Origin of the sequence: Bradyrhizobium oropedii (assembly GCF_020889685.1) — a bacterium.
GTDB lineage: Bacteria > Pseudomonadota > Alphaproteobacteria > Rhizobiales > Xanthobacteraceae > Bradyrhizobium > Bradyrhizobium oropedii.
Window position 1 is genome coordinate 17,692 of record NZ_JACMYO010000039.1, and the last position, 25,530, is coordinate 43,221.

Sequence of the window (25,530 nt, forward strand, 5' to 3'; positions counted from 1 at the left end):
TCATCAATATGACGCGCGGGTATCGCGAATTGGGGGACGGGGCATGCCTCGCAAGACGATCGTTTTCATCGGACTGTTGATTGTCGCCGGCGTCTTCTACTTCAAGGACGATATCGAGACGGTGGTGAGCGGCTTCCGCGTCAAGGCCGTCGACTATCAGCCGCCGGCAAAGACGGTGTGGCTGGACCAGAATGTCAGCGCCGAGCGGCTGCGCTGGTTCTATCACGCCGACCAGGGCACGCGGACCTTCGGCATCCCCCTTGAATGGTTCGTGGCGCTGGAGCAGCCGACCGTCTGGCCGCTGTTCACTGCGGCACCGCGGCTCAGCGAGACCAATTATCTCGGTCGCTTCGGATTTATTCCCGACACTGTAATCCCCGGCAGTCCCGATGCGCTGCCGATCGGCTTTGCGCGGAGCGGCCCGATGGCTGATGCCAACGGCACGCCCTGGCGCAACCCGCACACAAAGGAGAGCATGAACGGGGTCGGGCTGACATGCTCCGCCTGCCACACCGGAAGCTTCAGCTATCGCGGCACCGAGATCGTGATCGACGGCGGGCCGGCCAACACCAACCTGTTCGAGTTCCAGAAGAGCGTCGGCGTCTCGCTGCTGCTGACCCGGTTCTGGCCGGGCCGGTTCGCGCGCTTTGCCGATGAGATCCTCGGCAAGGACTCTAACGTCGACGAGCGCATGGCGCTGCGCGGCCAGCTCGATCTCGTGCTGAAGCAGTACGCCAATATCAATGCGCTGGAGACCAAGGTTGCCGCCAACAGCGTCGAGGAAGGCTATGCGCGGCTCGATGCGCTGAACCGGATCGGCAACCAGGTGTTCTCGATCGACCTGAACAATCCGAACAACTATGCCTCGCATTCGGCGCCGGTGCATTTCCCGCGGATCTGGAACGCGCCGTGGTTCAGCTGGGTGCAGTATGACGGCGCGATCATGCAGCCGATGGTGCGCAATGCCGGTGAAGCGCTCGGCGTCAGCGCCGAGCTCAATCTGCTCGACGAGTCCAGGGGCCTGTTCAAATCGAGCGCGCGGGTCGACGTGCTGCACGAGATGGAGCGGATGATCGCCGGCGAGCCGCCGAGCGAGGACAAGGGCTTTGGCGGACTTGCGTCGCCGAAATGGCCGGAGAACATCCTGGGACCAATCGAGATGAAGCTCGCGACAAAGGGCGGCGAGCTCTACAAGACGCACTGCCAGGGCTGCCACGGCCCGGCGATCGACAGCAAGGCGCTGCCCACGAGCGAGGCCTTTGCGCTGTTCAAGGACAAGAAGCGCTGGATCAAGAACGACGCCGGCCAGCCGCTGCTCGACGTCGAGATGATTCCGATCAGCCATATCGGCACCGACAGCGCACAGGCCGAGGGCCTTGCGAACCGCACGGTCGAGACCCCGGCCAATTTGAAGATCAAGGACGGCGGCTTCGGGCCCGCGCTCGGCGAACTGGTCGAGAAGACCGTCGACTACTGGTACGACCAGAACAAAACCCCGCCTGAGGATCGCAAGCGCATCAACGGCTACCGGCCGAACGGGATCCAGGCGCTGCTTGCCTACAAGGTCCGGCCGCTCAACGGCATCTGGGCGACCCCGCCCTACCTGCACAACGGATCGGTCCCGACCATCTACGCCCTGCTGTCGCCGGTGAAGGAACGTCCCTCGATCGTCTATCTCGGCGGCCGGGAGTATGATCCGAAGGATCTCGGCTATATGTCGAACGACAAGATCAAGAACGTCTTCGCGCTCGACACCACCAAGCGCGGCAACAGCAATGCCGGACACGAATTCTCGGACGAGAAGGGTCCCGGCGTGATCGGACCCGGCCTGAAGGAAGACCAGCGTCGCGCCCTGATCGAGTTCATCAAGACGCTGTAGCCGTCGCTGGTCAACACGCCTGTTGTCATGGCCTGGCTTGGCGCGGCCATTCACGTCTTTTGCGCAGGTCACGTTGAAGGTGTGGATGCCCGGGACTAGCCCGGGCATGACGAGTGGCGGCTTCGTTTGTCCGGCCCTCGGGCGGGAACCGTAACGCTTGCTCTCAACTTTCCTTCAACTTGGGCACCGGCTGCCGGCGTGCCGGGCGGGTCATGGCTTCAAGCTCGAGCAGCTGGTTGAGCTGCTCCTCGGTCAAGAGCTTCTCCTCCAGCACGATGTCGGCAACCGAGCGGTTCTCCTTCAGCGCGCGGCGCGCTACGCGTGAACTGGCTTCATAACCGAGCGCCGGCGCCAGCGCCGTGATCAGCCCGATCGAGCCCTGCACCAGGCTGCGGCAGCGCTCGCGATCGGCCTCGATGCCGTCGACGCAGCGCTTGGTCAGCGTATCGATCGCGGCCGTCAGCATGCGCAGCGAGCTCAACACGCAATAGCCGATGGTCGGCTCGAAGGCATTGAGCTGGAGCTGGCCGCCTTCGGCGCACATCGTCACCGTGAGATCGTGCCCGATGACGAGGAAGGCGACCTGGTTGACCACTTCGGGGATCACCGGATTGACCTTGCCGGGCATGATCGACGAGCCGGCCTGCACCGCAGGCAGGCGGATCTCGCCGATGCCGGTACGCGGCCCCGACGACAGCAGACGAAGGTCGTTGCAGATCTTCGATACTTTGACCGCGACGCGTTTCAGCACGCCCGAGAACAGCACGAAGGCACCGAGGTCGGAGGTCGCCTCGATCAGGTTCGATGCCAGCACCATCGGCTGGCCCGACAGCCGCGACAGCTCCTCGACCGCAAGCGCCGCATAGCGCGGATCGGCATTGATGCCGGTGCCGATCGCGGTGGCGCCGAGATTGACCTCGCGGAACAGCGAAGAAATCTCGTTCAGCCGCGCGACGTCCTCCTTCACGGTGGCATGGAAGGCATCGAATTCCTGACCGAGCGTCATCGGCACCGCATCCTGAAGTTGGGTGCGGCCCATCTTCAGGACGTCGGCGAACTCCACCGCCTTGCCCTTGAAGGCATAGGCGAGATCATCCAGCGCGCGCACCAGCGGCTGGGTGGCGAAGATCACCGCGAGCCGCAACGCGGTCGGGTAGGCGTCGTTGGTCGACTGCGCCATGTTGACGTCGTCGTTCGGATGCAGCGTGTGATAATCGCCGGGCTTCTTGCCCATCAGCTTGAGCGCGACGTTGGCGATCACCTCGTTGGCGTTCATGTTGGTCGAGGTGCCGGCTCCGCCCTGGATGGCGTCGACGACGAAGGACTCGGCATAGACCTTGTCGGTCGCAACCTTGGTGCAGGCCTTGTCGATCGCATCGGCCTTTTCCGGCGAGAGATAGCCCAGGCGCTTGTTGGCGCGGGCGGCCGCCTGCTTCACCAGTGCCAGCGCGCGGACGAATTCCGGAAAATGGCCGACCGGCACACCGGTGATCGGAAAGTTCATCACCGCGCGCTTGGTGTGGATGCCCCACAGCGCATCGGCCGGCACATCGTCCTCGCCGAGCAGATCGTGCTCGGTGCGCGACTGCGCCTGCTCGATCGGCACGGTGCGAACGGTCGCGATCGCGAGCTCGCTGACGCCGCCGCCGTCGCCTGAGGGTGGTGAGGTGCCTGCAGTCCTGGCGGTTTCAACCTTCGATTCGGCCATCGATCCCTCCGTTACCTGCTGCAACCTGTCGTCAGCGACGCCGGTCATGATGCGCCCGAGAGGCGTCGAAAGCCAATGCCTATCGGCAAAGTCTTGCGCATCGGCGAACGGAAAGACACGGAAAAGCAGCATCGGCGTGCGCCGAACCGGCAGTCGAAAGCTGTGCCTTATCCGTCATGATAACAACAACTTATAGCTCCATACCGCGGGTCGCTCCGCGACTGGTGCGGCTGCTTCCTCCGCCCCGTCGTCGCGTGCTAGAGCAGCATCGACTGGCGCTAGGGCGCTGCCGACACTGAACGAACCAAGAGCCAAAGCCGTGTCCAACAACAACGAAGCGATAGCCATCAAATTCCGCTGCCCGGCGGAGCTCGAGGGCAAGATTCCGCCGCCGGTGCCTGCGTCGTTGGGTCTTCCCGGATGGCTCAAGGCGATGCCGACGCAGGCCTTCAATGCGATGAGCAATCGCGAGGAGGATACCGTCAAGCGCTGCCCGCCATTCGTCGATGCGATGACATCGGGTTTCCTGATGCCGCTGGTCTGCGATCTCAAGATCGAGAATGGTGCGATCACATGGGATAACGACCTTCCGCCCGGGGGCGCACTGGAATTCCCGCGCTCGCCGGTCGGCTTCCACGACGAAAGCCAGGTGGTCGGCTCGCCGCTGTTCGAGCCCGATCGCTTCATCATCAAGTTCGTCAATCTGTGGACCATCGAGGCGCCGGCCGGCTACTCGCTGTTCTTCACGCATCCGGTCAATCGGTTCGACCTACCGTTCACCACACTGACCGGCATGGTCGACTGCGATCTGTTTCACGACAGCTGGATCCATTTCCCGGCACGCTGGCACGACACTAATTTCAACGGCGTCTTGCCAAAGGGCACGCCGGTTGCGCAATGCTTCCCGGTGAAGCGCGAAAACTGGGTCGCGCAGACCGCGGCGATGACGCCGGATGAAACGTCGCGCGCACAGGACCTGTCCAACAGGATGGCCCGCGAGCCCGGACTCTATCGCCGCCAGTTTCGGACGTAGACCGGGCGCGGGGCCGTGTTGCGGGGCGATGACGAATGTCGGTGGGGGCCATACTCCCTCCACTTGTCGTCCCTGCCTAGTGCGCAATTGCGCACTAGGCAGGGACGACAGCGAGTACGTTGTGTGGTCGGTGGGTCTTACTCTCACATTCTCGCGACATGATTTGCCCCGAGCGTTTCATCTCATTCCGCCCCAGGGGCTCGCTCGCCTAGCTCAGAAACTTCGCAAACCCGCTGGGACGGAAGAAGAAGCGGCCATGCGATGACATGGTCAGCGCGGCCGTCGTGCGGCCCATCATTTGCGGCCGGCCACGCAACGCCAGGCGCAAATTGGCTTCGCCGGCAGCGCGGTCGCCCATTTCCAGAAGGCTGGCGGAGAAGCTGAGACGCGTCAGGGGATCGTCGGGGCGTTGCGCCACCACCTGACGGTAGAGATCGGCCGCAGCCGCATATTCGCCATCGAGCAGCAGCACGCGCGCGAGCGCGGCCAGAATATCAGGATGTCCCGGCGCCGCAGTGCGCAGCTTCTCCAGAATCTCGCGCGCGCGGCCGCGCTCATTGCGCTGGGGGAGCAGTTGCGCGAGCAGCAGTTGAAACTCGAGGCTCCCGGGCGCAAGAACAAGCGCGTTCTCAAGGACGGCAACCGCCTCGTCGATGCGACCGGCCGCGTGCAATTGCCCTGCCAGCGCCTGAAATGCGGGCAAATACGGTGGCCGCCGCGCGGTGGTCCGGCGCAACAGATCGATCGCCTCGTTCTGGCGACCGGCGCCGCCGAGCGCTGCGCCGAGCAGGGTCTCGAGGCCAGGATCCTCGACGCGGCGCGTGGCTCGCTCGAGCGGCGCGATCGCCTCCTCGTTGCGGTTCTGGATCATCAGCGCCCGTGCCAGGATCGAGGCCGCGCCCACATCGTTCCGGTTTGCCTTCAAGACTTCCGCCGCCAGCCGCTCGGCTTCGACGATCTGTCCCATCTGCAATGCGACGACCGCGCGCTGCAGAGCCGGAGATGGGCTTGGCCCGCGATTGGGAGGAAGCGGAGGTTTCGGCATACGGCCTGTCATGAGCTGGACTGCCCAGCCGTTATCATTGCCGCCGATGAAGCGTCCAGCGAAAGTCGCAGCCGGGTTGGAGATAATTGGAGACGTCAGCATTCGCCCGATCTTGCCACCGCTCGCCCGGGAATGTCGTCAACATACCCGCCGGAACCCGCCACTGAGATACCGCCCGGTTCCTGCAACGCCTGCACGGGCCGATTTGATGCATCCCATCGCTGTCGGGCGACAGGCGCCGAACCAGGCTCTGGCGCGCAATTTTTCGACTGCTTAACCTATTCAATCTAGCCTGAATTGCCGTAACAGGGCCCGGCTTGATGTACGCAACAACCCTCGAAACAATTCAGGCGACCAGGTCGAAGCGAACCGCCTATACGCGCGGAATGCTCACACTTCTCGCCATCGCCGTGCTCTTGAAGGCCGCGTGGTTCTCCCGGCTGGGCCTGGGACAAGACCGCGAACTCGTCGATTTCGATGCCTTCTACATCGTCGCAAAACTGGTGTGGCAGGGCACCGTGGACCAAGCCTACCAGTTCGCGAAGCTCATCGTCATCCAGAGAGAGGCGTCGGGCGGGCACGACAGCTTCATGCCGTGGACTTATCCGCCACAATTCAGCCTGCTGCTCGCGCCGTTCGCGCTGATCCCGGTCGGGATTGCCTACCTGCTGTTCACGGCCTCGACAGTTGCACTCTACCTCGCAGTGCTGCGCCGCATCGCCGGAAGCCAGTTCGTGCTGGTGCTCATCATCTTCTTTCCGACGATCGGAATCACTTTGGCGTGCGGCCAGAACGGATTCCTCACGGCGGCGCTGATCGGGCTGGTTTGCCTGTTCTTCGAAGAGCGACCGGCTATCGCCGGGGTCGCCCTCGGGCTCATGATCATCAAGCCGCATCTCGCGATTGCATTTGCGGTCTATGCCATCCTGCGGCGTTCCTGGGTCGTCGTGTTCGCGGCCGGCGCAGTCGTGCTGGTCAGCTCAGTGGCCTGCACCGCGTTGTTCGGCGTGCAGATCTGGACCGCGCTGCTGCAAAGCGTCCGCGACTCGTCGGCCTTCCTCGAGCAAGGCTACTATCCGCTGTATCGGATGATCTCGACCTATGCCGCGCTGCGGACCGCAGGTCTCTCTGCATCGGGATCATTTGTCGGCCAGGTCGCCGTTGCCGTCCTCGCGCTCGGCGTCGTGCTCATTGCGGTGTACCGGAAGATGCCCGTACGTGAGAGCCTCGGCCTGACCGCGATCGTATCGGTCTGCATCAGCCCTTACGCCTACGATTACGACTTTCTGATCTTCGGCATCGGTCTGGCCCTGCTGTTGCCGGCGCTGCTGGCGAACGCGCGCGAGTGGGAGCGGGGAATCATCTACATCCTGCCGATCCCGATCGGCGCCCTCGGCTACATGCGGGCGACGCAGATGGCGGCTTCCCACAAGGACCCTCAATGGCTCGACGTGCTCTCGATCGGAGGCTTCGCGATCCTTCCGCTCATCGCGCTGATTGTCGGAATCCTGCTGCTGCGCAGTTCAAGTTCTGAAACGGTCCAGTCCGTCCCGGCACAAGGACCGCTTGCAAGAATTTGAGCCGCGGGCACGCGTGATTGGAATCAATGTGGGGCCACGCCCCGCCTCACCGCGCGAGTATTTCGAGACGATCACGCGCCGGCAGCGTCGACGCGAACACCTTCAAGGCGCTGTCGACGACCTCCCGCTCCGCAGCCGGAGTGATATAGAAGTCGACATCGCCCTGCTCGCCGGTTACCGGAATCGTGTGCAGTATCGCAACTTTCTTCCAACTGGCCGGCACGCCCTTTGGAAACCAGCTGTCGTAGATCATGGCGACGCCGACGTGATACTGATCTGCGAGCACGGCCATCTCGTCAGGGCCGTAATGACCGGCGAGCTTCGCCTTGCGCACGCGTTCCGAACCGAGCCCCCACAAATCAAGAACGAAGTTCGGATTCCTCCAGGCAACCAGCCCGAGATCATTGACGGCCACCGGCCGATCGTAGAGTTGCTGGGCAAAACGACGCAGCTGATAATGCTGCTCGTAGATGCCGCGTGAGGCGAGCGGCGTCTCCAGGGCAGCACTGACATAGCCGACGCTGGCAAGGCCGGCCAACCCGACGCTGGCGAGTGTTGCGGCAGTCCATTGCGGCACGCTCAGAAGCGTCCTGGCACGCGCAACGGCGTACAGCAGCGCCAGCACCGCGAGCGCAACGATGTAGACCTCATACCGATAGAACCAGCCGTATTGGCCGAAGGCCAGATGCGCGCCGATCGCGACGAGAACCGTCGCACAGACCGTCAGCGCGCCGCGGTCGACGCGAAGCGGCCACATTGCGCAGGCCAGCGCCAGACCAAGCAGCGTCAGGCGAGAGCCGGTGGGGTCCTCGAAGCTGGCACCGAGATTGCGGAGGATCGAGGCAACCACGCTGGTTCCCTCATAGGCGGTTTCCGCGACATGCGACTTGAGCAACACCGAGCTTGGCAGCAGTGGAAGACCGAGGGAGGCCATCCGCGCGAAATAGCCCGCGAACGCGCAGAGGATCACGATTGCGGCGGCACCGGCGAAGCGACGCCGGCCGAGCAATGCAAAGCCCGCGATCGCCGCAAGCGCAAATGCCGCCCCCTCGAAACGAATGAGCGGCAGCAGCACGAGTGCAACGAAGTGCATCCGGGTCGGCGGTCGTCCGCGCGCGGCCTCGACGAGGCCGCCGAAGGTCGTGATCGTAGCCCAGACGTGAAGGCTGTGTTCCATACCGGTCATCGGCAAGGCAATTGCGCTCGACGACAGGATCGCCAGCAGCGCGACAAAGAAAGACAGCGGCTTCTCCTGCGCAGGTGCGAGCAGCCCCGCCGTTTCGAGAATGCGCAGGAAGGTTACGACCGTCGCCGCTGCGGCTACGGCATTGATCAACAGCGGTCCGAATGCGCCGAGATGCAGTGTCTCGGTCACGACCAGCAGGTAGGGCCAGATGATCGACGAGCTTGGCGACGAGACCTCGGACGCGTTGACCCCGTAACCGCCCGATCGGATGTGATCGGCCACGGCGAGATGGATGTAGGGGTCGTCGAGCGTGAAGATGAGCCGGCCATCGCAGAGAACGATGCAGCAGATCAGCACCACCACGAACAGGCCGAGCCACAGCAACGCCGTCGCCAGCGGAACGTTTTGCCCGATCGAGCCCGACAACAGCGGCCGATCGGCCGAAGCCGCCGCGACATGATCGCGATCTCCGGTGTGCAGACTATCTCGACCAGACAGGGACATGACGGCCAACCGTTAGAACCCGGGACCAGATCGGCAGATGCCGCGGCCCCTCAATAATCCGCCGGTATGCGCCCGGCGTCAGATGCGCATCCGCTTGAAAACGGGCTCCGGCAATGCACAGATGATCGTCATCACCAGCCAGAACCGCCGGGCTACATAGATCACGTCACGCGGCTTCATCACATCGGCCCGGAAGATATCCTCCGCAACCCGATCCGGCTGGACCGTCAGCGGCGCCGGCAGCTTCATATGCGCAGTCATCTTCGTGCGTACGAACCCGGGCTTGACGGTGACGACGCGAACCTTGCCCGCCAGCGCCAGGCGGTTGCGCAGGCCGGACAGGAATTGCGAGAAGCCGGCCTTGGCCGCGCCGTAGTAATAGTTCGACGCGCGCCCGCGATCGCCGGCAACCGAACTGACCCCGACGATGGTGCCAGAACCGCGCGCCTCGAACGCTTGCGCGAACAGTTCGAGCAACAGGCTGGGCGCCTCGAAATTCGTGCGCATGATTGTCGTCGCAAGCTCAGGATCGGTCTGGGCACGGAGCTGGTCGCCGAGTTCCCCGACAACGCACACAACGGTGTCGGGGAGCGCGGAGAGGCCGGCGACAAAGCCGGCAAGCTGCCCGGTCTGCAACACGTCCAGCGCTTGGACCGTTGCTTCGACGCCACTTCGCGTCCTGATATCGTCTGCGTTGCGCTGCGCTGCCTCGAGATCGCGGGCAGCCAGCGTCACGCGCCATCCCTCCCTTGCATAGCGCAGCGCGGTCGCGTGCCCGATGTCCGAGCTGCCGCCAATCACCAGAATTGATTTTGTGCCGGTCATCAGATTCCAAGCCGTGCTGAAAGATGGGACGCAAGCCGGGTGTTCGCCCCGGTCTGCTCGCGGATGTCCCGCAAGGCCGCGAGGCCGGGATATCCGGATTCGAATGTCGCGCGGGACTGCCTTGCGTCCTTGGCGAGGTAAAGCCGGCCGCCGGCATCGACCACCAGTGCGTCGAGCTGGTCGAGAAACGCGAACAGCGTTTCGGTGACGGGAAAATCCATCGTCAATGTGTAGCCGCGAAGTGGAAATGACATCGGTCCGCTCGCGTCGCCAAGCAGCTTGAGCACCGCAAGAAACGACGCATCGCCGCGCCGCGATACCCGATCCAGAATGTCGGCGAGCACGCGGCGCGCGCGGCCCTGCGGGATCACGCATTGATACTGCACGAAACCGCGCCGGCCGTAGATCCTGTTCCAGTCGGCGATCGCATCGAGCGGAAAGAAATAGGGATCCCAATGGACGAGCCGCACTTTGCCCTGATGCGCGGCACCGCGGCGGAAGTAGAGCTCGTTGAACGCCCGCATCGAGGCGCGATTGAGCAGCCATCCCGGAAACAGCTCCGGCACCGACAGACGCGACGTGCGAACGCTGGGGAAAGGCGCGAGGTCAGGTCCGAGCATATCCTTGTCGCGGCGGGTGGCGTGCTCGGCCAGATAGACCAGCGACCGCCCAAGCGCCGCGCCGCGCGCGAGGCAATCGATCCAGGCCACCGAATAGGTTGTCGATGCGCTGCTTTCCAGTTGATCGATCGCCGCGTCGAGATTGCCGGCAACGCGGGTGTCCTGCCGCAGCCAGGCCGTCTCGATTGGGAGCAGCCGCAGCGTCGCATCGAGGATCATGCCGGTCAGGCCCATGCCCCCCAGCGTCGCCGCGAACAGCGCGGCATTTTCCGACCGGCAGCAGGTGACGATCTCACCGCCCGGCAGCGCGAGGCGGAACGAAACGACGATATTGCCGAAGCCGCCGTCGCGATGGTGGTTCTTGCCGTGAACGTCGGCCGCAATCGCGCCCCCGACCGTCACGAATTTCGTGCCGGGCACGACCTTCAAGAAGAAGCCGCGCGGCTCGAACGCGGCAAGAATGTCGGCAATGGTCACGCCGGCTTCGACGGTCAATTGGGCGGTCGCGGCATCGAAGCTCCGCATCCGGTTCAGGCCGCGCGACGAAATCGTGGATTGCGTCCCGATCGCGGCATCGCCATAGGCGCGGCCTGCCCCGCGCGCGACGACGCCGGACCGCGCAAGCAGGTGGTCCCGTGCACCTGCCGGCGTCTGCGGAGCCAGCAATTCGGTCGACACTCTGGGATAGTTGCCCCAGCCGGAGAGGCCGCTCGCGCCCACTCCGGAGTTCGACATCACGCTTCCTGGCAACGCAGCCGACGGCATCGCTAGATTGCAGCGAGCATGATGAGGCCGATCGCGCCAAGGGCAAACCAGCTGACGCGATCCCTCAGCGCGAAGATGACCGGATCGTCATCGATCAATCCGCGCTGTGCGAACAGCATCACGCGACTGATCCAGTACATCAATATCGGACAGCCGACCCAGAGCAGTTGCGGGTGGCTGTAAAGCGCGCGAACCGTATCGGACGAGATGTAGAGCGTGAAGATCACGACGGCGTTGAAGCCCGACGCGGCCGCGAGGATCGCGATCATCGCCTTGTCTTCGATCTGGTAGCCCCGCGCCGCCAGCACGGCACCGTCCGGTTGGCTCGCGAGCTCGATATAGCGCTTCACCAGCGCCAGCGACATGAAGATGAACAGCGAGAACGCGAGCAGCCATTCCGACATCGGCACGCTGATCGCGACCGCACCGCCGATCACGCGGACGGTGTAAAGCGTGGCGAGCACGACGACGTCGACTGTCGCGATGCGCTTGAGCCAGAGCGAATAGGAAGTCGTCAGCACCAAATAGCCGAGCAGGACGCCGCCAAACGCGAGCGATATCGACAATGCGATCGCAAATGCGGTGACCAGCGCCATGGCCATCGCGCCGACGGCTTGTGACGCCGCGATGGCGCCGCTTGCGATCGGACGATTGCGCTTGGCCGGATGCGCGCGGTCGGCCTTGACGTCGAGAATGTCGTTCAGGATGTAGGCGCCCGATGCGCAAAGCGAGAATGCGATCACGGCAAACAGTGAGGTCGCCGCCGATCCCAGTGCGAATTTGTGCGCGGTCAGGAGCGGCACCAGCACGAGGCCGTTCTTGGCATATTGATGCACCCTGAACAGCTTCAGCCAGCTGCGCATGCTGGCCCGCGCAGGCGTGGCAGGCGTGGCAGGCTCCGATCGAGCGGGGCGCGCGACACGCGATGCGAAGCCGGGCAACGCAACCGCTGCGCTGCCGAAATAGTCAAAGCCCTGACCGAGCGCGGGCGGAAGCTCTTCGTCCTGCCCTGCCGGCGATTGGCCGTCCGGTGCGGCAGCCCAGGCGGTGAAAACGCCGAGATGCTGGGCGACCGCACTGACGAGCGGCTCGGGGTAGGTTTCTGAACAGAGATAGACCGGACGGCCTTCGCCCAACGCCTGCAACAGGAACGTCACGGCGTCGTGGTCGAATTGCGCGCGCGAGGAATCGAAACCCGACGCATCAACAGCCCGCGCTGATCGCGCTTCCGATCCGAAGGCCGCGGCAACCGCCGCAATGAATGCGTGAAGGCTGTGGCTCAGGGCTGATGCGATATCCGCCGCGAACGCGCTTCCCGGGAGCATGACTTCGTCGACGTCGACGACGAGCGGCCGGCCCTTTGCGCGCAGCGGATCGCGAAGGGCATCGCTGCCCCCCTGCTCGACCCGTTCTGGAACGCTGGCTCGCATACGCGCGGTCTTCCGGTGGCCCCCTCCCCATTCTCCCGGGCTTTCCCTAATTTGGTGTGAACTTGGGGGAGGCAGACGCCCGGCAGATTGCGCCGGAAGGCGTTCCGCAAAAGCCTCGCCCGCGGCGCACAGCGAGCGCAACGAGACGGAAAATGGCGATCCCGGGAAGACTCGAACTTCCGACCTACGGTTTAGGAAACCGTCGCTCTATCCGGCTGAGCTACGGGACCGCACCGCTCGCAAGCCGAAGCATGCGGGCGCCGCCATCCCATAGCAGAGGCGCCGGGTGATCGCCAGCCCGCGCCCGGCGCGGCCGCGAGCGAAGTTGCGCGGAGATTTGGCGCTTCGCGCGTTACGCCACCTGGCGGGCCGGATCCGCGGCCGCATCGGTCGCGCCGGCCCGCCGCGCCGGCAGAAACTCGATGGCCTCATCCTTCAGCGAACCGAAGCGCAGCGTCATGATGTCGAGTGCATAATTCTGATAGAGCCGCCACGGCCGGCGCGAGCCCTGCTTGGGGAACCTGGCGGCGGCGCGCTGGATGTAGCCCGAGGAGAAATCCACCCAGGGCAGTTCGGTGACATCAGGGTCGTTCCGCCGCGGCGTCACCTGCGCATAGCCATTCGCCTTCATGTGATTGAGCATGCGGCAGACATATTCGCAGGTCAGGTCGCATTTCAGCGTCCAGGATGCGTTGGTGTAGCCGAAGGCGGCGGCGAGGTTCGGTACGCCCGAGTACATCAGCCCCTTGTAGTTCATGGTCTTCGACAGATCGACAGCCGCGCCGTCAACCCTGATCTCGAGCCCGCCGAGCACCTGGAGATCGAGGCCGGTCGCGGTCACCACGACGTCGGCGTCGAGCACATTGCCCGACTTGAGCTTGATGCCACCGGGCGTGAAGGTCTCGATCTGGTCGGTGACGACGGACGACCCGCCGCTGCGCAAGGATTGAAAGAGATCGCCGTTCGGCACCAGGCAAAGCCGCTGGTCCCACGGATTGTAACTTGGCGTGAAATGGGTGGCGATGTCGTAGTCGGGGCCGAGCGCGTGGCGCACGCCGCCGAGGATCAGCTTCTTCACGCGCTCCGGATCGCGCTTGCAGAGCCGGTAGAAATACATGCCGAACAGCACGTTCTTCCAGCGGGTGAGGCCGTAGGCGAGCTTTGCAGGCAGCCGCGCACGCAGCCAGTTGGCGACCTTGTCCTCATCGGGGCGCGCCACGACGTAGGTCGGCGAACGCTGCAGCATCGTGACATGGGCGGCGGTCTTGGCCATTTCCGGCACCAGCGTCACCGCGGTCGCGCCGCTGCCGATCACCACGACCTTCTTGCCGGCGTAGTCGATGTCGTCGGTCCACTGCTGTGGATGGACGACACGGCCGGCGAAATCGGCGATGCCGGGAAAGTCGGGCGTGTAGCCGTGCTCATATTTGTAGTAGCCGCTGCACATGAACAGGAAGTTGCAGGTGAAGCGCTCGATCGTCTTCTCCGGTCCGCGCTCGACCTCGACAGTCCATTGCGAATCCGCCGATGACCAGTCGGCGCGGACGACGCGATGGTTGAAGCGGATGTTCTTGTCGATGCCATAGACGCGCGCGGTCTCGCGCACATAGTTCAGGATCGACGGGCCGTCGGCGATCGCCTTCGACTCGGTCCACGGCCGGAACGAATAGCCGAGCGTGTACATGTCGGAATCGGAGCGGATGCCGGGATAGCGGAACAGGTCCCAGGTGCCGCCGATGCAATCGCCGCCTTCAAGGATGGCGTAGCTGCGATCCGGAGAGTTGGCTTGCAAATGGTAGCCGGCGCCGATGCCCGACAGCCCCGCGCCCACGATCAACACGTCGAAATGAGCGGACATGCCCTGACCCTCCGGTGACAGTATTGACAATCTATATTGTCAGATAACTTGACATCTGACAATCCCCCGTGTCAATAGATTTCATGACAAGCAGCCGGAAAGCCCGCCTCTATGGCGGCATGGACGCCGAGGAACGCCGCGCCGAGCGGCGGCTCAAGCTGATCGACGCGGCGATCGACGTCTATGGCGAGGTCGGCTATCGCGGCGCGACCGTGAAGGCGATCTGCGAGGCGGCCGAGCTGACCGAGCGCTATTTCTACGAATCCTTTGCCAACAGCGAGGCGCTGCTGATCGCGGCCTACAACCATGTCGTCGGGCACCTGCACGAGGAGATGGCGGCCGCCGCCGCTGGCGGCGGCGACGATCCTGAGGCAAGGCTGCGCGCCGCGCTGACGCTGTATTTCACGCGGCTGAAGGAGCATCCGAAGCCCGCGCGAGTCTTCCTGCTCGAGATTTCCGGCATCAGTCCGGCGGTCGACGCCGTCAAGCTCGACGCTTTGCGCGTCTTCAGCGACATCCTGGTACCACCGGCACGCGATCCGAACGGCAACGACAAGGGCGCGGCCACCACGCTGCTCTCGATCGGCATGGTCGGCGCCGTCATCTCGATCGCGCTGCGCTGGGTGTCGAAGCACTACCGGCAGCCGGTCGAGGATGTGGTCGCGATCGCCGCCAGCTTCTGCCGGGTGGCGCTGACCGAGGCCGACCGCCGGCAGGATTGATGCTTTTTGCGGCAGCCGGATCATACCGGCCAGCCGGACCCGCCGATTTTCGTTCATGTTTCGCCAGGGTTTGCCGGGCCTGCCGCAGGCAGCGCCGTCGATTTCACTTGCATGTCGGGCAGCTCGGGCTTTCTTATGCACGGTACCGGGCGAAGCTAGGCTCAGCCTGTTTCGCCTTGCGAAACAACGAAAATCTGCATCAGGCGGAGCTTAAGCCTTTGGTCGACGTGCACAGGCTGGACGACGTGACCGCGCGCCTTGGCGACGTGGTTCTCGATCCCGCGACCTGGCCGTCCTTCATGGACGAGGTATGCGCGGCCGTCGGCGCGACCGGAGCTGCGATGCTTCAGAGCGATATCCGCACTGAAGACATTCCGCGCTCCGAGTCGATCAGCGACTATTTCACCAAGACCTATTTCCCGCACAATCTGCATCTCACCGACATCCGCGCAGCACGCGGCGTGCCGCTAATGCTGGCCGGCACCAACGTCATCACCGATGCGGACCTGTTCGGAGGCGAAGCCGAGATGCTGCGCGATCCGCTTTACGCGACGCTCGGTGAGTTCGGGCTGAAATGGTTCGCGGGGATCGGCTTCCGCGCCGGCCCGGCATTATGGGCACTGAGCATCCAGCGCTCACCAAAGGAAGGCATGTTCGACGCCGACGAGGTCAAGGCACTCTCGCGCGTGTCAGCGCGGCTGACCGAAGCTGCGACGCTGTCCACCGTCGTCGGCCGCTCCGCGCTATCGGGCATCACCAGCGCGCTCGATCTGATCCAGGTCGCCGCTGTCGCCGTCGGCCGCTTCGGCGCCGTCATCGGCATGAACAGCCAGGCGGAAGCCTGCCTCGGCCACGACCTTGCGATCCGCAACAATCGCCTCACTCTGCTCGACCGGCAGGCCAATGCCGATCTGACCAGGCTGATCGATCAATTGGCCCACAGTTCGGACCTGCACCCACTACCGTCGTCGCCGATCGTGGTGCGCAGGATCGACAAGCGTCCGATCGTGATCCAGATGCAACCGGTACCTCCGGCGGCGCGTTCGCCGTTCCTCGGCGCGCGCGCGATCCTGCTGATCCGCGATCTCGAAGGCAGCGCCGCGTTCGATCAGGCGCTGCTGGCGGCGACTTTCGAACTGACGCCGGCGCAGGCGCGCCTCGCCACGCGGCTTGCCCGCGGGGATTCAGTCGAAGCGGCCGCGCAGGAGGCCGGCATTGCCCTTGCCACCGCGCGCAACCAGCTCAAGACAATTTTCCAGAAGACCGGCACACATCGGCAGGCGGAACTCGTCGCGTTGCTGCACCGGGTGAAGTGAACGATTCAAGTCGAATTGTTCCGATGTTCCATTTGCGTTGAGATGGAATTCTTCAAATATTCCAACGCTGCACGTGGCTGTGTTCCGCCGGTCACAGCGGCTGGATCGCCGATCCACAGCTCGGGGAAATCGTCGGGTTCCAGGGGTGACAAGCGTCACTAAAATGGCGACAATCCGGTCACTCTGTGTCGTTCGGATTTGGTTGCAATGTCCGTGATGCCATCACGATCATCGACGTTGGCTGTTGCCGTTTTCGTCGCCGCCTGTGCGCTGGCGCCGATCAGCGCGCACGCGCAATGGTGGCGCAGCGCGCCGAAGGACTTCGAGGATTGCGCCGACCTCGCCGAGAAGGCGAAGAGCAAGCAAGACAAGACCGCACAACTCGCCGATTGCAACGCCAAGTTCGCCGGACGCCGCAAGCCCGGGGGCGGCTACACCTATTACGACTTCATGCAGGACCGCAGCTTCGACATCGCCGGTCCCAATCCGACGCCCGACGAACAGAAAAAGATCGACCAGGAATATACCGGCTATCTCGAGAAGGAGCGCCGCTCGAGCATCGTTGCGGCGTTCAATGCCAAGCAGCTCGAGCGGCAGGACAAGCAGCAGGTGCGGCCGCCCCAGCTTCAACAGGCGTCGCTTTACAGCGAGCCAGTGCACAGCGAGCCGGCGAAAGTCCCGGCCCCGGTCGCAAGGCCGGTCAAGCCGCGGGTTGCTGCTGCCCCTCTTCCCAGGGTACGGCCGCAGGCGGCGAGTTGCGTGAAGGGCACGTTCTCCTGCGACTGGCCGCGGCTCTCCGACGGGCTGAACGATTTGAAGAAGCTGTTCACGCCGACATCGCCGCCTCCGACCAAGCTGGCGAAGCGCAACTGACGCCGCAGCGTCAGGACAGCGTCAGTCGGTAATCACCATCGCCCAGAACCTGCGGTACGGCGACTTCGGATTGTCGACGAAAGCCACACCGACACGCTTGGCGCCCGGCATCAACAGATTCTCGCGATGGCCCGGCGAATTCTCCCACTGCTTCAGCATCTCGGCGAAGGCGATGAACCCTGCGCCGATATTTTCGGCGGCGCGCTGCTTCTTCAGCGGCGCGATGCGCGTGAAGAAGCTGCCGCCTGCGGAATGGCTGACCGATCCGGTCGCCGACATCGCCTGCGCCTGCTTCAGCGCCATCGCATTCAGCTTCGCGTCGAGCGTCACCGCGGGCATGCGATTGGCGCGCCGATACGCACTGATCGAACCGGCATAATCGGCGGCGCTTGCCGTCGCAACCGGGCCAAGCAGAAGGGCGAGCGCAAGAACCAGCAGCTTCATCTCGGATAGCCTCTTCCATAGATCAGCGCGCGTGACCGCGCTTGTGGTGTCGACGCGCAACCGGCTTGTGTGTGGGCACGGCCGGGCGGCTCGCCGCCGCGCGCTGCTCTTGCAAGCGCGCATCATAGCCCGGCGAAGGCACTACGGTCGGCGGCGCCGCACGAACCGGACCGGCGGCAAGCGAGACAAGCGTGAGCAGCATGATGCAGGATCGTCTCATGATGTCACCTCCTCGGTTGTTCGATCGATGTGGCGAACGATCATCGGCGCTCATGGTCCCCGCCATCGCGTATCTGTTCCGGCGTCAGCCCGGGCGATCCCTTACCATCGGCCTCCGCTTTCCGGATCAGCGCGATGATGCGGCGCGACAATGGGGCTTCGAGGCCGCGGCGATCCGCGATCGCAACAATCACGCCCTGCAGATAGTCGATCTCGGTGCGGCGGCCGCGCTGCAGATCTTCCCACATCGAGGAGCGCGCCTCGGGATCGATCTTCATGGTGCGGCCGAGCAGCATGTCGAACAGCGCGTCCGGCAACCGCAACAATATCGGCATCCAACTCGAAGGCAGCGGCGTCGGCGACACCGGCGCAATGCCTTCGGCGCGCACCGCAGCCAGGCCCTCGGCCATCTGGTCGGCAAACAATTGCCGCCAGCCGCGCTGTGCGAGTTGTTGCCGCAGCGGAATGTTGGACAGCGCGTTGAGCGCATTGTTGAGATTGACGACCAGCTTGCCCCACTGCACGCCGTCGATATTGGAGGTAGCCTTGATCGCAAGGCCCGGCACCGAGAGCCGCGCCGCGGTGCCGGCGTCATCCTGCGCGATCACGATGTCGCCCGAGGTCGAGCGATGGAAGCGGCCGTCGCCGAGCGCGACCACATTGAACGGCACCATGCCGCCGAGCACCCTGCGGCCCGGCAAGCGGTCGCGCAGCAGCGGCACATTGCCGACGCCATTCTGCAGGCTGACGATCGCGGCATCGGCAGGCGCATGGCGTGCGATCAATTCGGCCATCCCGCCGGTGTCGGGACTCTTCACCGTCACCAGCACGGTCTGAACGTCGCGCAGGATCGACGGATCGTCGGACAGACCAAGCCGGTCCGCGGATACCATCCGCTCCGAGCCGTCGAAACTGCTGACCCGCAAGCCGTTGCCCGCGATCTCCTGGATCAGCCGCGGCCGCGCCAGCAGCACGACGCGGCGGCCTGACGCAGCCAGCATGCCGCCGACGAAGCAGCCGATGCTTCCGGCGCCCGCAATCCCGATCGGCCGGTCCTCGTTCATCTGGCTAAACGTCCGTTCATCAGGGCTCGATAGCAGACGTCGATAGCAGACCTGGCGTTGTCTGCCTATTTCCACGCGCCGCCGCCGGGTGGCCCGCCTTGTAACCGTCATGGCCCGAAGCTATGTTTCCGGCTCGGGGCACGGTTGCGGCAGGAGACGATCATGGGTTTACTCGACGTACTCAACGGCATGCAGAACGGCCCACGCGGTCCAAGCGCGTCAAGCACACCATCCGACAGCTCCAGCGGCGGCGGCAGCGGAATGTCGCCGATGACGATGGCCATCCTGGCGTTGCTGGCCTGGAAGGCGGTCAAGCATTTCTCCGGCGGCCAGCCGGGCGCAAGCGCCCCCGAGCCAAAGCCGGCGCCAGCACAGGCGCCGCAGCTCCCCGGCAACGTCACCGCGAGCCTGCCCGGCGGGGCCGGCGGCGGAGGGCTTGGCGATCTGCTCAAGGGCGGCCTTGGCGGACTTCTCGCCGGCGGCGCAGCCGGCACCGTGCTCAGTGGCGGCCTCGGCGATCTGCTTAATCAATTGCAGCAGAAGGGCCATGGCGACGCGGCCAATTCCTGGGTCAGCAACGGTCCCAACAAGCAGATCGCGCCCGGCGATCTCGCCAACGCGCTCGGCGCCGACCAGATCGACTCGCTGGCGTCGCAGAGCGGCATGTCGCGCGACCAATTGCTGCAGGGCCTGAGCCAGTATCTGCCCGACGCGATCAATCATCTGACGCCGGACGGCCGGCTGCCGAGCGGCGACGAGCTGAACGGCCGGCTTTAGCGCCAGCGTTGATTCCATCTGAGGAGGACGACAGTCATGGGCGGCATCATCTGGGTCATCATCGTCGGCTTTGTCGCGGGGATCATCGCGCGGCTCCTGTCGCCGGGACCGAATAATCCAAGCGGCTTCATTCTCACCACCGTGCTCGGCATCGCCGGCGCGTTTCTCGCGACCTTCATCGGCCAGGCCATCGGCCATTACGGTCCTGAACAGGGCGCCGGCTTCATCACTGCCACGATCGGCGCGCTGGTGGTGCTGTTCATCTGGAACCGGCTGGTCGCGGCGCGCGTGATCCCGGATATTGGAAACAAGTGACGGCAAAGCCGTCATCCCGGAGCGATGCGTAGCATCGAATCCGGGATCTCGAGATTCCGGGTTCGATGCTTACGCATCGCCCCGGAATGACTGGACAACAAACCGACAACCGGTTCAGAATCATGAAAATGCCCGGGCCAGGCCCGGGCATTTTCGCTTCGGCAACAGCTCGGAAGCTAGCTCACTGAATGAGATGCATGCCCGCGTCCATGCGGACGAATTCGCCGGTCATGTTGCTCGATGCCGGGCTCGCCAGGAAGCAAACAAGATTGGCGATATCCTCGGCCGTTGATGCGACCTTCAGCGGCACCCGCGCGACCACGGCATCACGAACCTGCTTGGCACCGGCCTCGCCGCGGCCCTTGGTGAACCAGGGCGTATCGATGTAACCCGGGCACACCGTGTTGACGCGGATCAACGGCGCCAGCGCACGCGCCAGCGACTGCGTCATGGTGTTGAGCGCACCCTTGCTCGCGGCATAGGCCACCGACGAACCGCCGCCGGAAATGCCGGCCACCGAAGAGACGTTGACCACCGCCGAGGGACGGCCGGATGCCTTCGCGCCGGCTTCGAGCAAGGCGCGCGCAGCACGGACCATCTGGAATGGGCCGATGGTGTTGACGGCGTAGATGCGCTGGAAGTCTTCCGCGGTCAGGCCGTCGAGATCGTGATGCGGCACATGCTTGGTGGTGCCGGCATTGTTGACCAGCACGTCGAGACGGCCCCAGCCTTGCGCGGCGGCCGCGATCTTCTTGCAGTCCTCATCGCGCGAGACGTCGCCCTGCACCACCAGCACCTCGGCGCCCTGCTTGCGGCAGGCTTCAGCAGTCGCTTCGGCTTCCGCCTTGCTGTTGGAATAGTTGATGATGAGGCGCGCGCCCTGCGTGGCGAGAATTTGCGCGGTGGCGGCGCCGAGCCCCGATGCCGATCCCGTCACGATCGCGCACAAACCATCCTTGGACATCTGCATTTTCCTTGTCGTTGTGAGCCAGATGATCTCCGGCGGCGGCACACCATATCGCGCGGCACAGTATCTGCAAACTGCGCCTCACGTATACGCGTTCGGCCCCTTTTGCAGGCTGGCCCACTGCGCCTCGTCATGGCCGCAGATGATCTTGACACCTAACGCCTCCAGCTTGGCGATCTCGTCGAGAGATCTCAGGAACTGATCGACATCCAAACTATTCCTGGGCGAGACCCGCTGATCGAGATTGGCGCGCACGCTGAGCGAGTCGGAGGCGAGCAGGAATTCGCCGCTCTGGTCCAGCTTGACCAGCGCGCCGGTCGTTCCCTTCGAATGTCCCGGCAGCGGGATCAGCGTCAGTCTGCCATCGCCGAACACATCCATCTGCTTATCGAATATCTCCATCTTCAGCGGATGATCCCAATCCGCCTTGATGTATCCGCGTTCGAACGCGTTATCGGCATTCGCGGCCTCGACCTCGAGCGCGTGGACGAAAATCGTCGCCTTCTTGAAGAAGGCGTTGCAGCCGCAATGATCGGTGTGCAGGTGAGAACAGATCACCACGTCGATATCGTCGGGGCCAAGGCCGACGGCCTTCAGGCTCGTCAGCACGTGATCGTCTGCCGGCATGATCGGTTGCATGTATTTGGCCAGCGTGCCGAGCCGCCCTTCAGGATCGGTCGCGACGTCGGGATGGCATCCGGTGTCGAACAGCACATTGCCCTGCGTATGCCGCAGCAACATGCACGACACCGGAAGGTCGATCATCTCGCCGCGCGCCGCATCCGGCAGGTAGGTCCGCTTCGACATCCGCAAACGTCCGCCCGACAACACATGCATCTTCATCACACGCCCCCCGATCCTGGCCTCAAGCTAAGCACGAGTTTATCGAAGCTCATATGCTTCTCGCCCAGCCTCATCACACCGGGCGCGGGGCTTTGTCGCCACGAACTTGCCGCCGATTGCGGGAGGCGATCGAGTTTCATCTGGCGGACTGAATGGGTCTTCACCGGCCAATTTGCTCCCGCGCGTGGCATACAAACCGAGGCGGTCGAAAGTTCACAATGCGGAATTCGCGCACCTCGTTGAGCTTCATGCCATCCGCGCAAGTGGCCCTGCGGGCAACGCTTGTCACGGCTATGGCTTTTCCGCATCATTGAGCGCAAGACAACATCGCAAGCAGGGCGCGGCCGAACGGCCAGCCCAAGCCAATCAACACGAGGAACGCTGTGGCGGAGAGTGAGAACATCGTCGCCGAGACCGCGGAAAAGATTTTCGCCGATCTCGCGGATGCCCAAACCATCAATCACGACAAGCAGGGCGCATGGAAGGCGCCGCTGTGGCAGGCGCTGACCGAAGCCGGCCTGCCGCTCTCCTGGGTGCCCGACGATCTCGGCGGTTCCGGCGCCAGTCTCGCTGAAGGTTTCAGCGTCCTCAACGTCGCCGGGCGGCATGCGATCGCTGTTCCGCTGGCCGAAACAATGCTGGCGGGCTGGCTGCTGACGCAAGCCAAGATCGCATCTCCCGAGGGCGAGATGACGGTGCTGCCGGCAAGCCCGAAGGACCGCGTGACACTCAACGCCGGCAGCAGCCTCTCCGGCCGCGCCCGCGGCGTACCGTTCGCGAAAGACGCAAAACATTTCGCGGTGCTGGCGACCGGCAAGGACGGCATCTCGATCGCGCTGGTCGACGCCGCGAAGTGCCGGATCGAATCCAGCACCGGACTTGGCGGCGATCACAACGACACCGTCACGCTCGACGAGGTGCAGCCGGTCACGACCAAGCCGGCGCCCAAGGGTTTCGACCAGACCACGCTGATGCTGATGGGTGGAGTGGTGCGCAGCCTGCAAATTGCCGGCGCACTGGAAGCGATGCTCGACATCTCCGTGCGCTACTCCAACGAACGTGTCGCCTTCGAGAAGAAGATCTCAAAATTCCAGGCGGTGCAGCACAACCTCGCCCGTCTCGCCGGCGAGTCCGCCGCGGCTCTTGCTGCCGCGACTTCGGCGGCCGACACCATCGCGAATGCAAAATCGCTCGACAACGACGCGGTGTTCCTCGAAGCGGCGGCGGCCAAGATCCGCTGCTCGGAAGCGGCCGAGAAGGGTAGCGGCATCGCCCATCAGGTGCACGGCGCGATCGGCTTCACCAACGAGCATATCCTGCATCGCTACTCGCTGCGGGCGCTGGCCTGGCGCGACGATTTCGGCTCCGAGAGCTACTGGGCGGTCGAACTCGGCAAACTCGTCGCCGAGCGCGGCGCCGATGAATTGTGGCCGCTGGTGGCTTCGCGCTGAGATCAGGCAGAAAGATCAGGACTGGACATCATGACTGCAGCCCTTCGTTTCGATCCGATCCGCCTGCCCGAGAAATGCGAGCAGCTCCGCAAGGAAGTGCGCGCCTTCCTCGCCGAGGAGATCGCCGCCGGCACCTTCGATCCCTACGCGCCGAACCGCGAGGACAATGACGCGCCGGAATTCTCCCGCCGCGTCGGCGCCAAGGGCTGGCTCGGCATGACCTGGCCCAAGAAGTACGGCGGCCAGGAACGCTCGTTCCTCGAGCGCTATGTGGTGACCGAGGAGATGCGGGTGGCGAACGCGCCGACCCGGCGCTTCTTCGTCGCCGACCGCCAGAGCGGGCCGGTGCTGCTGAAATACGCGCCCGAGCACATCAAGATGGACATCCTGCCGCGGATCTGCCGCGGCGAGGTCTGCTTCGCGATCGGCATGAGCGAGCCGAATTCCGGCTCCGACCTGTTCGCGGCGAAGACCCGCGCCACCAAGACCGATGGCGGCTATCTGATCAACGGCACCAAGATCTGGACCTCATCGGCGCACATCGCCGACTACATGATCGCGATCTTCCGGACGTCACCGCCGACCAAGGAAAACCGCCGCCACGGCCTGACCCAGTTCCTGGTCAAGATGAAGCAGCCCGGCATCCAGGTGAATCCGATCGGCCAGATCACCGGCCAGTTCGAGTTCAACGAGGTGGTATTCACCGACTACTTCGTGCCCGACGATCACGTGCTGGGCGAGGTCGATGGCGCCTGGAAGCAGGCGACATCCGAGCTCGCCTATGAGCGGTCCGGCCCCGAGCGGTTCCTCGAGACGTATTACGTGCTCACCGAGCTGGTGCGCGCGGTCGGCAAGAATCCGGACACCCGCAGCGCTGAAGGCATCGGCCGGCTGGTGGCGCAGGTCCACACCATGCGCCGCATGTCGGTGTCGGTTGCGGGCATGCTGCAGGCCGGCAAGGAGCCGGTGGTGGAGGCTTCCATCGTCAAGGACATCGGCACGGTGTGGGAGCAGCAGCTGCCGCATCGCGTCCGCGATCTCGCGGCCTTCGTCGAGGAGACCGCGACCAACCGCGAGACGCTGGAAAAGCAGCTCGATTTCGCCATCAAGACCGCGCCCAAGCTGACGATCCAGGGCGGCACCACCGAAGTGCTGCGCGGCATCATCGCCCGCGGTTTGGGCCTGCGCTAGCCGCGCGGGCTCGTTTGCAAATTCAACGAGGACAGACCATGACCAAGTACACTGATATCGGCGTCGAGACCCACGGCCATGTCGGCCTGATTGAAATCCGCAAGCCGCCGCTGAACTTCTTCGACGTCGCGCTGATCAACCAGATCGCTGACGCGCTGGAGGAATTCGACAACAACATCGAGATCCGCGCCTCGGTGCTCGCAGCCCAGGGCAAGGCGTTCTGCGCCGGCGCCAATTTCGGCGATCCCGCCCGCCAGGAGCAGGAAGAGCGCGCCAAGAGCGATCCGGCCTCGAACCTGCCGATCAACCATCTCTACGTTCAGGCGGTCCGCATCTTCCGCAACAAAAAGCCGATCGTCGCGGCGATCCACGGTGCCGCGATCGGCGGCGGCCTCGGGCTTGCCGTCTCCGCCGACTTCCGTGTCGCCTGCCCCGAAGCGCGCTTCGCGGCGAACTTCACCAAGCTCGGCTTCCACCCGGGCTTCGGTCTCACCACCACGCTGCCGGAACTGATCGGCAAGAACAATGCCGAGCTGATGTTCTACACGAGCCGCCGCGTCACCGGCGAAGAGGCCTATCGCTGGGGCCTCGCCAACGTGCTGGTGCCGCAGGACCAGGTGCGGGCTGAAGCGATGAAGCTCGCGCAGGAGATCGCCGAATGCTCGCCGCTCGGCCTGGTCTCGACCCGCGCCACCATGCGCGCCGGCCTCGCCGACCGCGTGCTCGCCGCAACCAACCACGAGCTGGAAGAGCAGACCAAGCTGCGCGCGACCGAGGACTTCAAGGAAGGCGTCAAGGCCACCGCCGAGCGCCGCGTCGCGAACTTCAAGGGGCGGTGAGCGGACCGCCCCGCTCTCTCACACGTCGTCCCTGCGAAAGCAGGGACCCATACGCCGCGGCCCGCGGAAAGGGCAC

General features: G+C 64.4%; 23 protein-coding genes and 1 tRNA gene. 11 read left to right on the plus strand and 13 right to left on the minus strand.

What is annotated here, in order from left to right:
- Positions 1-43 precede the first annotated feature (43 nt).
- A complete protein-coding gene (locus tag H8A95_RS13550; protein ID WP_229183631.1) occupies positions 44-1,879 on the plus strand; it encodes a di-heme-cytochrome C peroxidase in 1,836 nt (611 codons plus the stop codon).
- 163 nt (positions 1,880-2,042) lie between these two features.
- Here the strand turns inward: H8A95_RS13550 and H8A95_RS13555 are convergent, their stop codons facing one another.
- Positions 2,043-3,587: an aspartate ammonia-lyase gene (locus H8A95_RS13555; protein ID WP_229183632.1), complete on the minus strand. Its 1,545-nt coding sequence runs from the start codon at positions 3,585-3,587 to the stop codon at positions 2,043-2,045.
- A gap of 319 nt (positions 3,588-3,906) precedes the next feature.
- Here H8A95_RS13555 and H8A95_RS13560 point away from each other — a divergent pair, with 319 nt between their 5' ends.
- The gene (locus H8A95_RS13560) at positions 3,907-4,620 is read left to right on the plus strand and encodes a hypothetical protein (RefSeq protein ID WP_229183633.1); all 714 of its coding nucleotides are present in this window, start codon (positions 3,907-3,909) and stop codon (positions 4,618-4,620) included.
- A 208-nt stretch (positions 4,621-4,828) separates the two neighbouring features.
- Here the strand turns inward: H8A95_RS13560 and H8A95_RS13565 are convergent, their stop codons facing one another.
- The gene (locus tag H8A95_RS13565; protein WP_274617414.1) at positions 4,829-5,665 is read right to left on the minus strand and encodes a tetratricopeptide repeat protein; all 837 of its coding nucleotides are present in this window, start codon (positions 5,663-5,665) and stop codon (positions 4,829-4,831) included.
- A 386-nt stretch (positions 5,666-6,051) separates the two neighbouring features.
- On the opposite strand from H8A95_RS13565, the gene H8A95_RS13570 reads away from it, so the two are divergent.
- Entirely contained in the window at positions 6,052-7,245 is a 1,194-nt protein-coding gene (locus tag H8A95_RS13570) for a glycosyltransferase family 87 protein (protein WP_229183635.1), read from the plus strand.
- A gap of 46 nt (positions 7,246-7,291) precedes the next feature.
- On the opposite strand, the gene H8A95_RS13575 is transcribed toward H8A95_RS13570, so the two are convergent.
- The 6 genes from H8A95_RS13575 to H8A95_RS13600 form a co-directional block, all read right to left on the minus strand.
- Positions 7,292-8,935 carry a hypothetical protein gene (locus tag H8A95_RS13575; protein WP_229183636.1) on the minus strand — a complete coding sequence of 548 codons (1,644 nt, stop codon included), beginning with the start codon at positions 8,933-8,935 and terminating at the stop codon, positions 7,292-7,294.
- 78 nt (positions 8,936-9,013) lie between these two features.
- Positions 9,014-9,760: an SDR family oxidoreductase gene (locus H8A95_RS13580; RefSeq protein ID WP_229183637.1), complete on the minus strand. Its 747-nt coding sequence runs from the start codon at positions 9,758-9,760 to the stop codon at positions 9,014-9,016.
- The gene (locus H8A95_RS13585) at positions 9,760-11,115 is read right to left on the minus strand and encodes an FAD-binding oxidoreductase (RefSeq protein ID WP_229183638.1); all 1,356 of its coding nucleotides are present in this window, start codon (positions 11,113-11,115) and stop codon (positions 9,760-9,762) included. Before H8A95_RS13585 ends, H8A95_RS13580 begins: the two co-directional genes overlap by 1 nt.
- A gap of 32 nt (positions 11,116-11,147) precedes the next feature.
- Positions 11,148-12,575, minus strand: coding sequence for a UbiA family prenyltransferase (locus tag H8A95_RS13590; protein WP_229183639.1), 1,428 nt, complete (start codon positions 12,573-12,575; stop codon positions 11,148-11,150).
- Between the two features lie 153 nt (positions 12,576-12,728).
- Positions 12,729-12,805: transfer RNA gene (locus H8A95_RS13595), tRNA-Arg, on the minus strand.
- Between the two features lie 122 nt (positions 12,806-12,927).
- Complete coding sequence (locus H8A95_RS13600) at positions 12,928-14,433, minus strand: flavin-containing monooxygenase (RefSeq protein WP_229183640.1); 1,506 nt, start codon at positions 14,431-14,433, stop codon at positions 12,928-12,930.
- A gap of 83 nt (positions 14,434-14,516) precedes the next feature.
- On the opposite strand from H8A95_RS13600, the gene H8A95_RS13605 reads away from it, so the two are divergent.
- The 3 genes from H8A95_RS13605 to H8A95_RS13615 all read left to right on the plus strand — a co-directional run bounded on the left by H8A95_RS13605 (position 14,517) and on the right by H8A95_RS13615 (position 17,344).
- Positions 14,517-15,155 carry a TetR/AcrR family transcriptional regulator gene (locus H8A95_RS13605; protein ID WP_229183641.1) on the plus strand — a complete coding sequence of 213 codons (639 nt, stop codon included), beginning with the start codon at positions 14,517-14,519 and terminating at the stop codon, positions 15,153-15,155.
- Positions 15,156-15,400: 245 nt separating this feature from the next.
- Positions 15,401-16,471, plus strand: coding sequence for a helix-turn-helix transcriptional regulator (locus H8A95_RS13610; RefSeq protein ID WP_229183642.1), 1,071 nt, complete (start codon positions 15,401-15,403; stop codon positions 16,469-16,471).
- A 216-nt stretch (positions 16,472-16,687) separates the two neighbouring features.
- The gene (locus tag H8A95_RS13615) at positions 16,688-17,344 is read left to right on the plus strand and encodes a hypothetical protein (protein WP_229183654.1); all 657 of its coding nucleotides are present in this window, start codon (positions 16,688-16,690) and stop codon (positions 17,342-17,344) included.
- Positions 17,345-17,365: 21 nt separating this feature from the next.
- Here H8A95_RS13615 and H8A95_RS13620 read toward each other — a convergent pair whose 3' ends face one another.
- From H8A95_RS13620 to H8A95_RS13630, 3 genes are read right to left on the minus strand one after another with little or no spacing between them, the layout of a single operon-like run.
- Positions 17,366-17,788, minus strand: a complete 423-nt coding sequence (locus H8A95_RS13620) for a CAP domain-containing protein (RefSeq protein WP_229183643.1) — start codon at positions 17,786-17,788, stop codon at positions 17,366-17,368.
- A 22-nt stretch (positions 17,789-17,810) separates the two neighbouring features.
- Positions 17,811-18,008, minus strand: a complete 198-nt coding sequence (locus tag H8A95_RS13625) for a hypothetical protein (RefSeq protein ID WP_229183644.1) — start codon at positions 18,006-18,008, stop codon at positions 17,811-17,813.
- Positions 18,009-18,048: 40 nt separating this feature from the next.
- On the minus strand, positions 18,049-19,071 hold the full coding sequence (locus tag H8A95_RS13630) for a 2-dehydropantoate 2-reductase (protein WP_229183645.1): 1,023 nt from the start codon (positions 19,069-19,071) through the stop codon (positions 18,049-18,051).
- Between the two features lie 162 nt (positions 19,072-19,233).
- Here H8A95_RS13630 and H8A95_RS13635 point away from each other — a divergent pair, with 162 nt between their 5' ends.
- Complete coding sequence (locus tag H8A95_RS13635) at positions 19,234-19,848, plus strand: YidB family protein (RefSeq protein WP_229183646.1); 615 nt, start codon at positions 19,234-19,236, stop codon at positions 19,846-19,848.
- A 36-nt stretch (positions 19,849-19,884) separates the two neighbouring features.
- A complete protein-coding gene (locus tag H8A95_RS13640; RefSeq protein ID WP_163159388.1) occupies positions 19,885-20,163 on the plus strand; it encodes a GlsB/YeaQ/YmgE family stress response membrane protein in 279 nt (92 codons plus the stop codon).
- Between the two features lie 181 nt (positions 20,164-20,344).
- Here H8A95_RS13640 and H8A95_RS13645 read toward each other — a convergent pair whose 3' ends face one another.
- On the minus strand, positions 20,345-21,127 hold the full coding sequence (locus tag H8A95_RS13645) for an SDR family NAD(P)-dependent oxidoreductase (RefSeq protein WP_028336226.1): 783 nt from the start codon (positions 21,125-21,127) through the stop codon (positions 20,345-20,347).
- An 84-nt stretch (positions 21,128-21,211) separates the two neighbouring features.
- Positions 21,212-21,937, minus strand: a complete 726-nt coding sequence (locus H8A95_RS13650) for an N-acyl homoserine lactonase family protein (RefSeq protein ID WP_229183647.1) — start codon at positions 21,935-21,937, stop codon at positions 21,212-21,214.
- A 419-nt stretch (positions 21,938-22,356) separates the two neighbouring features.
- Here H8A95_RS13650 and H8A95_RS13655 point away from each other — a divergent pair, with 419 nt between their 5' ends.
- From H8A95_RS13655 to H8A95_RS13665, 3 genes are read left to right on the plus strand one after another with little or no spacing between them, the layout of a single operon-like run.
- A complete protein-coding gene (locus H8A95_RS13655; protein WP_229183648.1) occupies positions 22,357-23,424 on the plus strand; it encodes an acyl-CoA dehydrogenase family protein in 1,068 nt (355 codons plus the stop codon).
- Between the two features lie 30 nt (positions 23,425-23,454).
- On the plus strand, positions 23,455-24,615 hold the full coding sequence (locus tag H8A95_RS13660) for an acyl-CoA dehydrogenase family protein (protein ID WP_097671039.1): 1,161 nt from the start codon (positions 23,455-23,457) through the stop codon (positions 24,613-24,615).
- 38 nt (positions 24,616-24,653) lie between these two features.
- On the plus strand, positions 24,654-25,454 hold the full coding sequence (locus H8A95_RS13665; protein ID WP_024582673.1) for an enoyl-CoA hydratase/isomerase family protein: 801 nt from the start codon (positions 24,654-24,656) through the stop codon (positions 25,452-25,454).
- Positions 25,455-25,530 lie beyond the last annotated feature (76 nt).

Excerpts from the sequence above, each read along its gene's own strand:
- H8A95_RS13550 (WP_229183631.1), top strand. The coding sequence starts at position 44 with ATGCCTCGCAAGACGATCGTTTTCATCGGACTGTTGATTGTCGCCGGC.
- H8A95_RS13555 (WP_229183632.1), bottom strand. The coding sequence starts at position 3,587 with ATGGCCGAATCGAAGGTTGAAACCGCCAGGACTGCAGGCACCTCACCA.
- H8A95_RS13565 (WP_274617414.1), bottom strand. The coding sequence starts at position 5,665 with ATGCCGAAACCTCCGCTTCCTCCCAATCGCGGGCCAAGCCCATCTCCG.
- H8A95_RS13570 (WP_229183635.1), top strand. The coding sequence starts at position 6,052 with ATGCTCACACTTCTCGCCATCGCCGTGCTCTTGAAGGCCGCGTGGTTC.
- H8A95_RS13575 (WP_229183636.1), bottom strand. The coding sequence starts at position 8,935 with ATGTCCCTGTCTGGTCGAGATAGTCTGCACACCGGAGATCGCGATCAT.
- H8A95_RS13580 (WP_229183637.1), bottom strand. The coding sequence starts at position 9,760 with ATGACCGGCACAAAATCAATTCTGGTGATTGGCGGCAGCTCGGACATC.
- H8A95_RS13585 (WP_229183638.1), bottom strand. The coding sequence starts at position 11,115 with ATGTCGAACTCCGGAGTGGGCGCGAGCGGCCTCTCCGGCTGGGGCAAC.
- H8A95_RS13590 (WP_229183639.1), bottom strand. The coding sequence starts at position 12,575 with ATGCGAGCCAGCGTTCCAGAACGGGTCGAGCAGGGGGGCAGCGATGCC.
- H8A95_RS13600 (WP_229183640.1), bottom strand. The coding sequence starts at position 14,433 with ATGTCCGCTCATTTCGACGTGTTGATCGTGGGCGCGGGGCTGTCGGGC.
- H8A95_RS13605 (WP_229183641.1), top strand. The coding sequence starts at position 14,517 with ATGACAAGCAGCCGGAAAGCCCGCCTCTATGGCGGCATGGACGCCGAG.
- H8A95_RS13615 (WP_229183654.1), top strand. The coding sequence starts at position 16,688 with ATGCCATCACGATCATCGACGTTGGCTGTTGCCGTTTTCGTCGCCGCC.
- H8A95_RS13620 (WP_229183643.1), bottom strand. The coding sequence starts at position 17,788 with ATGAAGCTGCTGGTTCTTGCGCTCGCCCTTCTGCTTGGCCCGGTTGCG.
- H8A95_RS13625 (WP_229183644.1), bottom strand. The coding sequence starts at position 18,008 with ATGAGACGATCCTGCATCATGCTGCTCACGCTTGTCTCGCTTGCCGCC.
- H8A95_RS13630 (WP_229183645.1), bottom strand. The coding sequence starts at position 19,071 with ATGAACGAGGACCGGCCGATCGGGATTGCGGGCGCCGGAAGCATCGGC.
- H8A95_RS13635 (WP_229183646.1), top strand. The coding sequence starts at position 19,234 with ATGGGTTTACTCGACGTACTCAACGGCATGCAGAACGGCCCACGCGGT.
- H8A95_RS13640 (WP_163159388.1), top strand. The coding sequence starts at position 19,885 with ATGGGCGGCATCATCTGGGTCATCATCGTCGGCTTTGTCGCGGGGATC.
- H8A95_RS13645 (WP_028336226.1), bottom strand. The coding sequence starts at position 21,127 with ATGTCCAAGGATGGTTTGTGCGCGATCGTGACGGGATCGGCATCGGGG.
- H8A95_RS13650 (WP_229183647.1), bottom strand. The coding sequence starts at position 21,937 with ATGTCGAAGCGGACCTACCTGCCGGATGCGGCGCGCGGCGAGATGATC.
- H8A95_RS13660 (WP_097671039.1), top strand. The coding sequence starts at position 23,455 with ATGACTGCAGCCCTTCGTTTCGATCCGATCCGCCTGCCCGAGAAATGC.
- H8A95_RS13665 (WP_024582673.1), top strand. The coding sequence starts at position 24,654 with ATGACCAAGTACACTGATATCGGCGTCGAGACCCACGGCCATGTCGGC.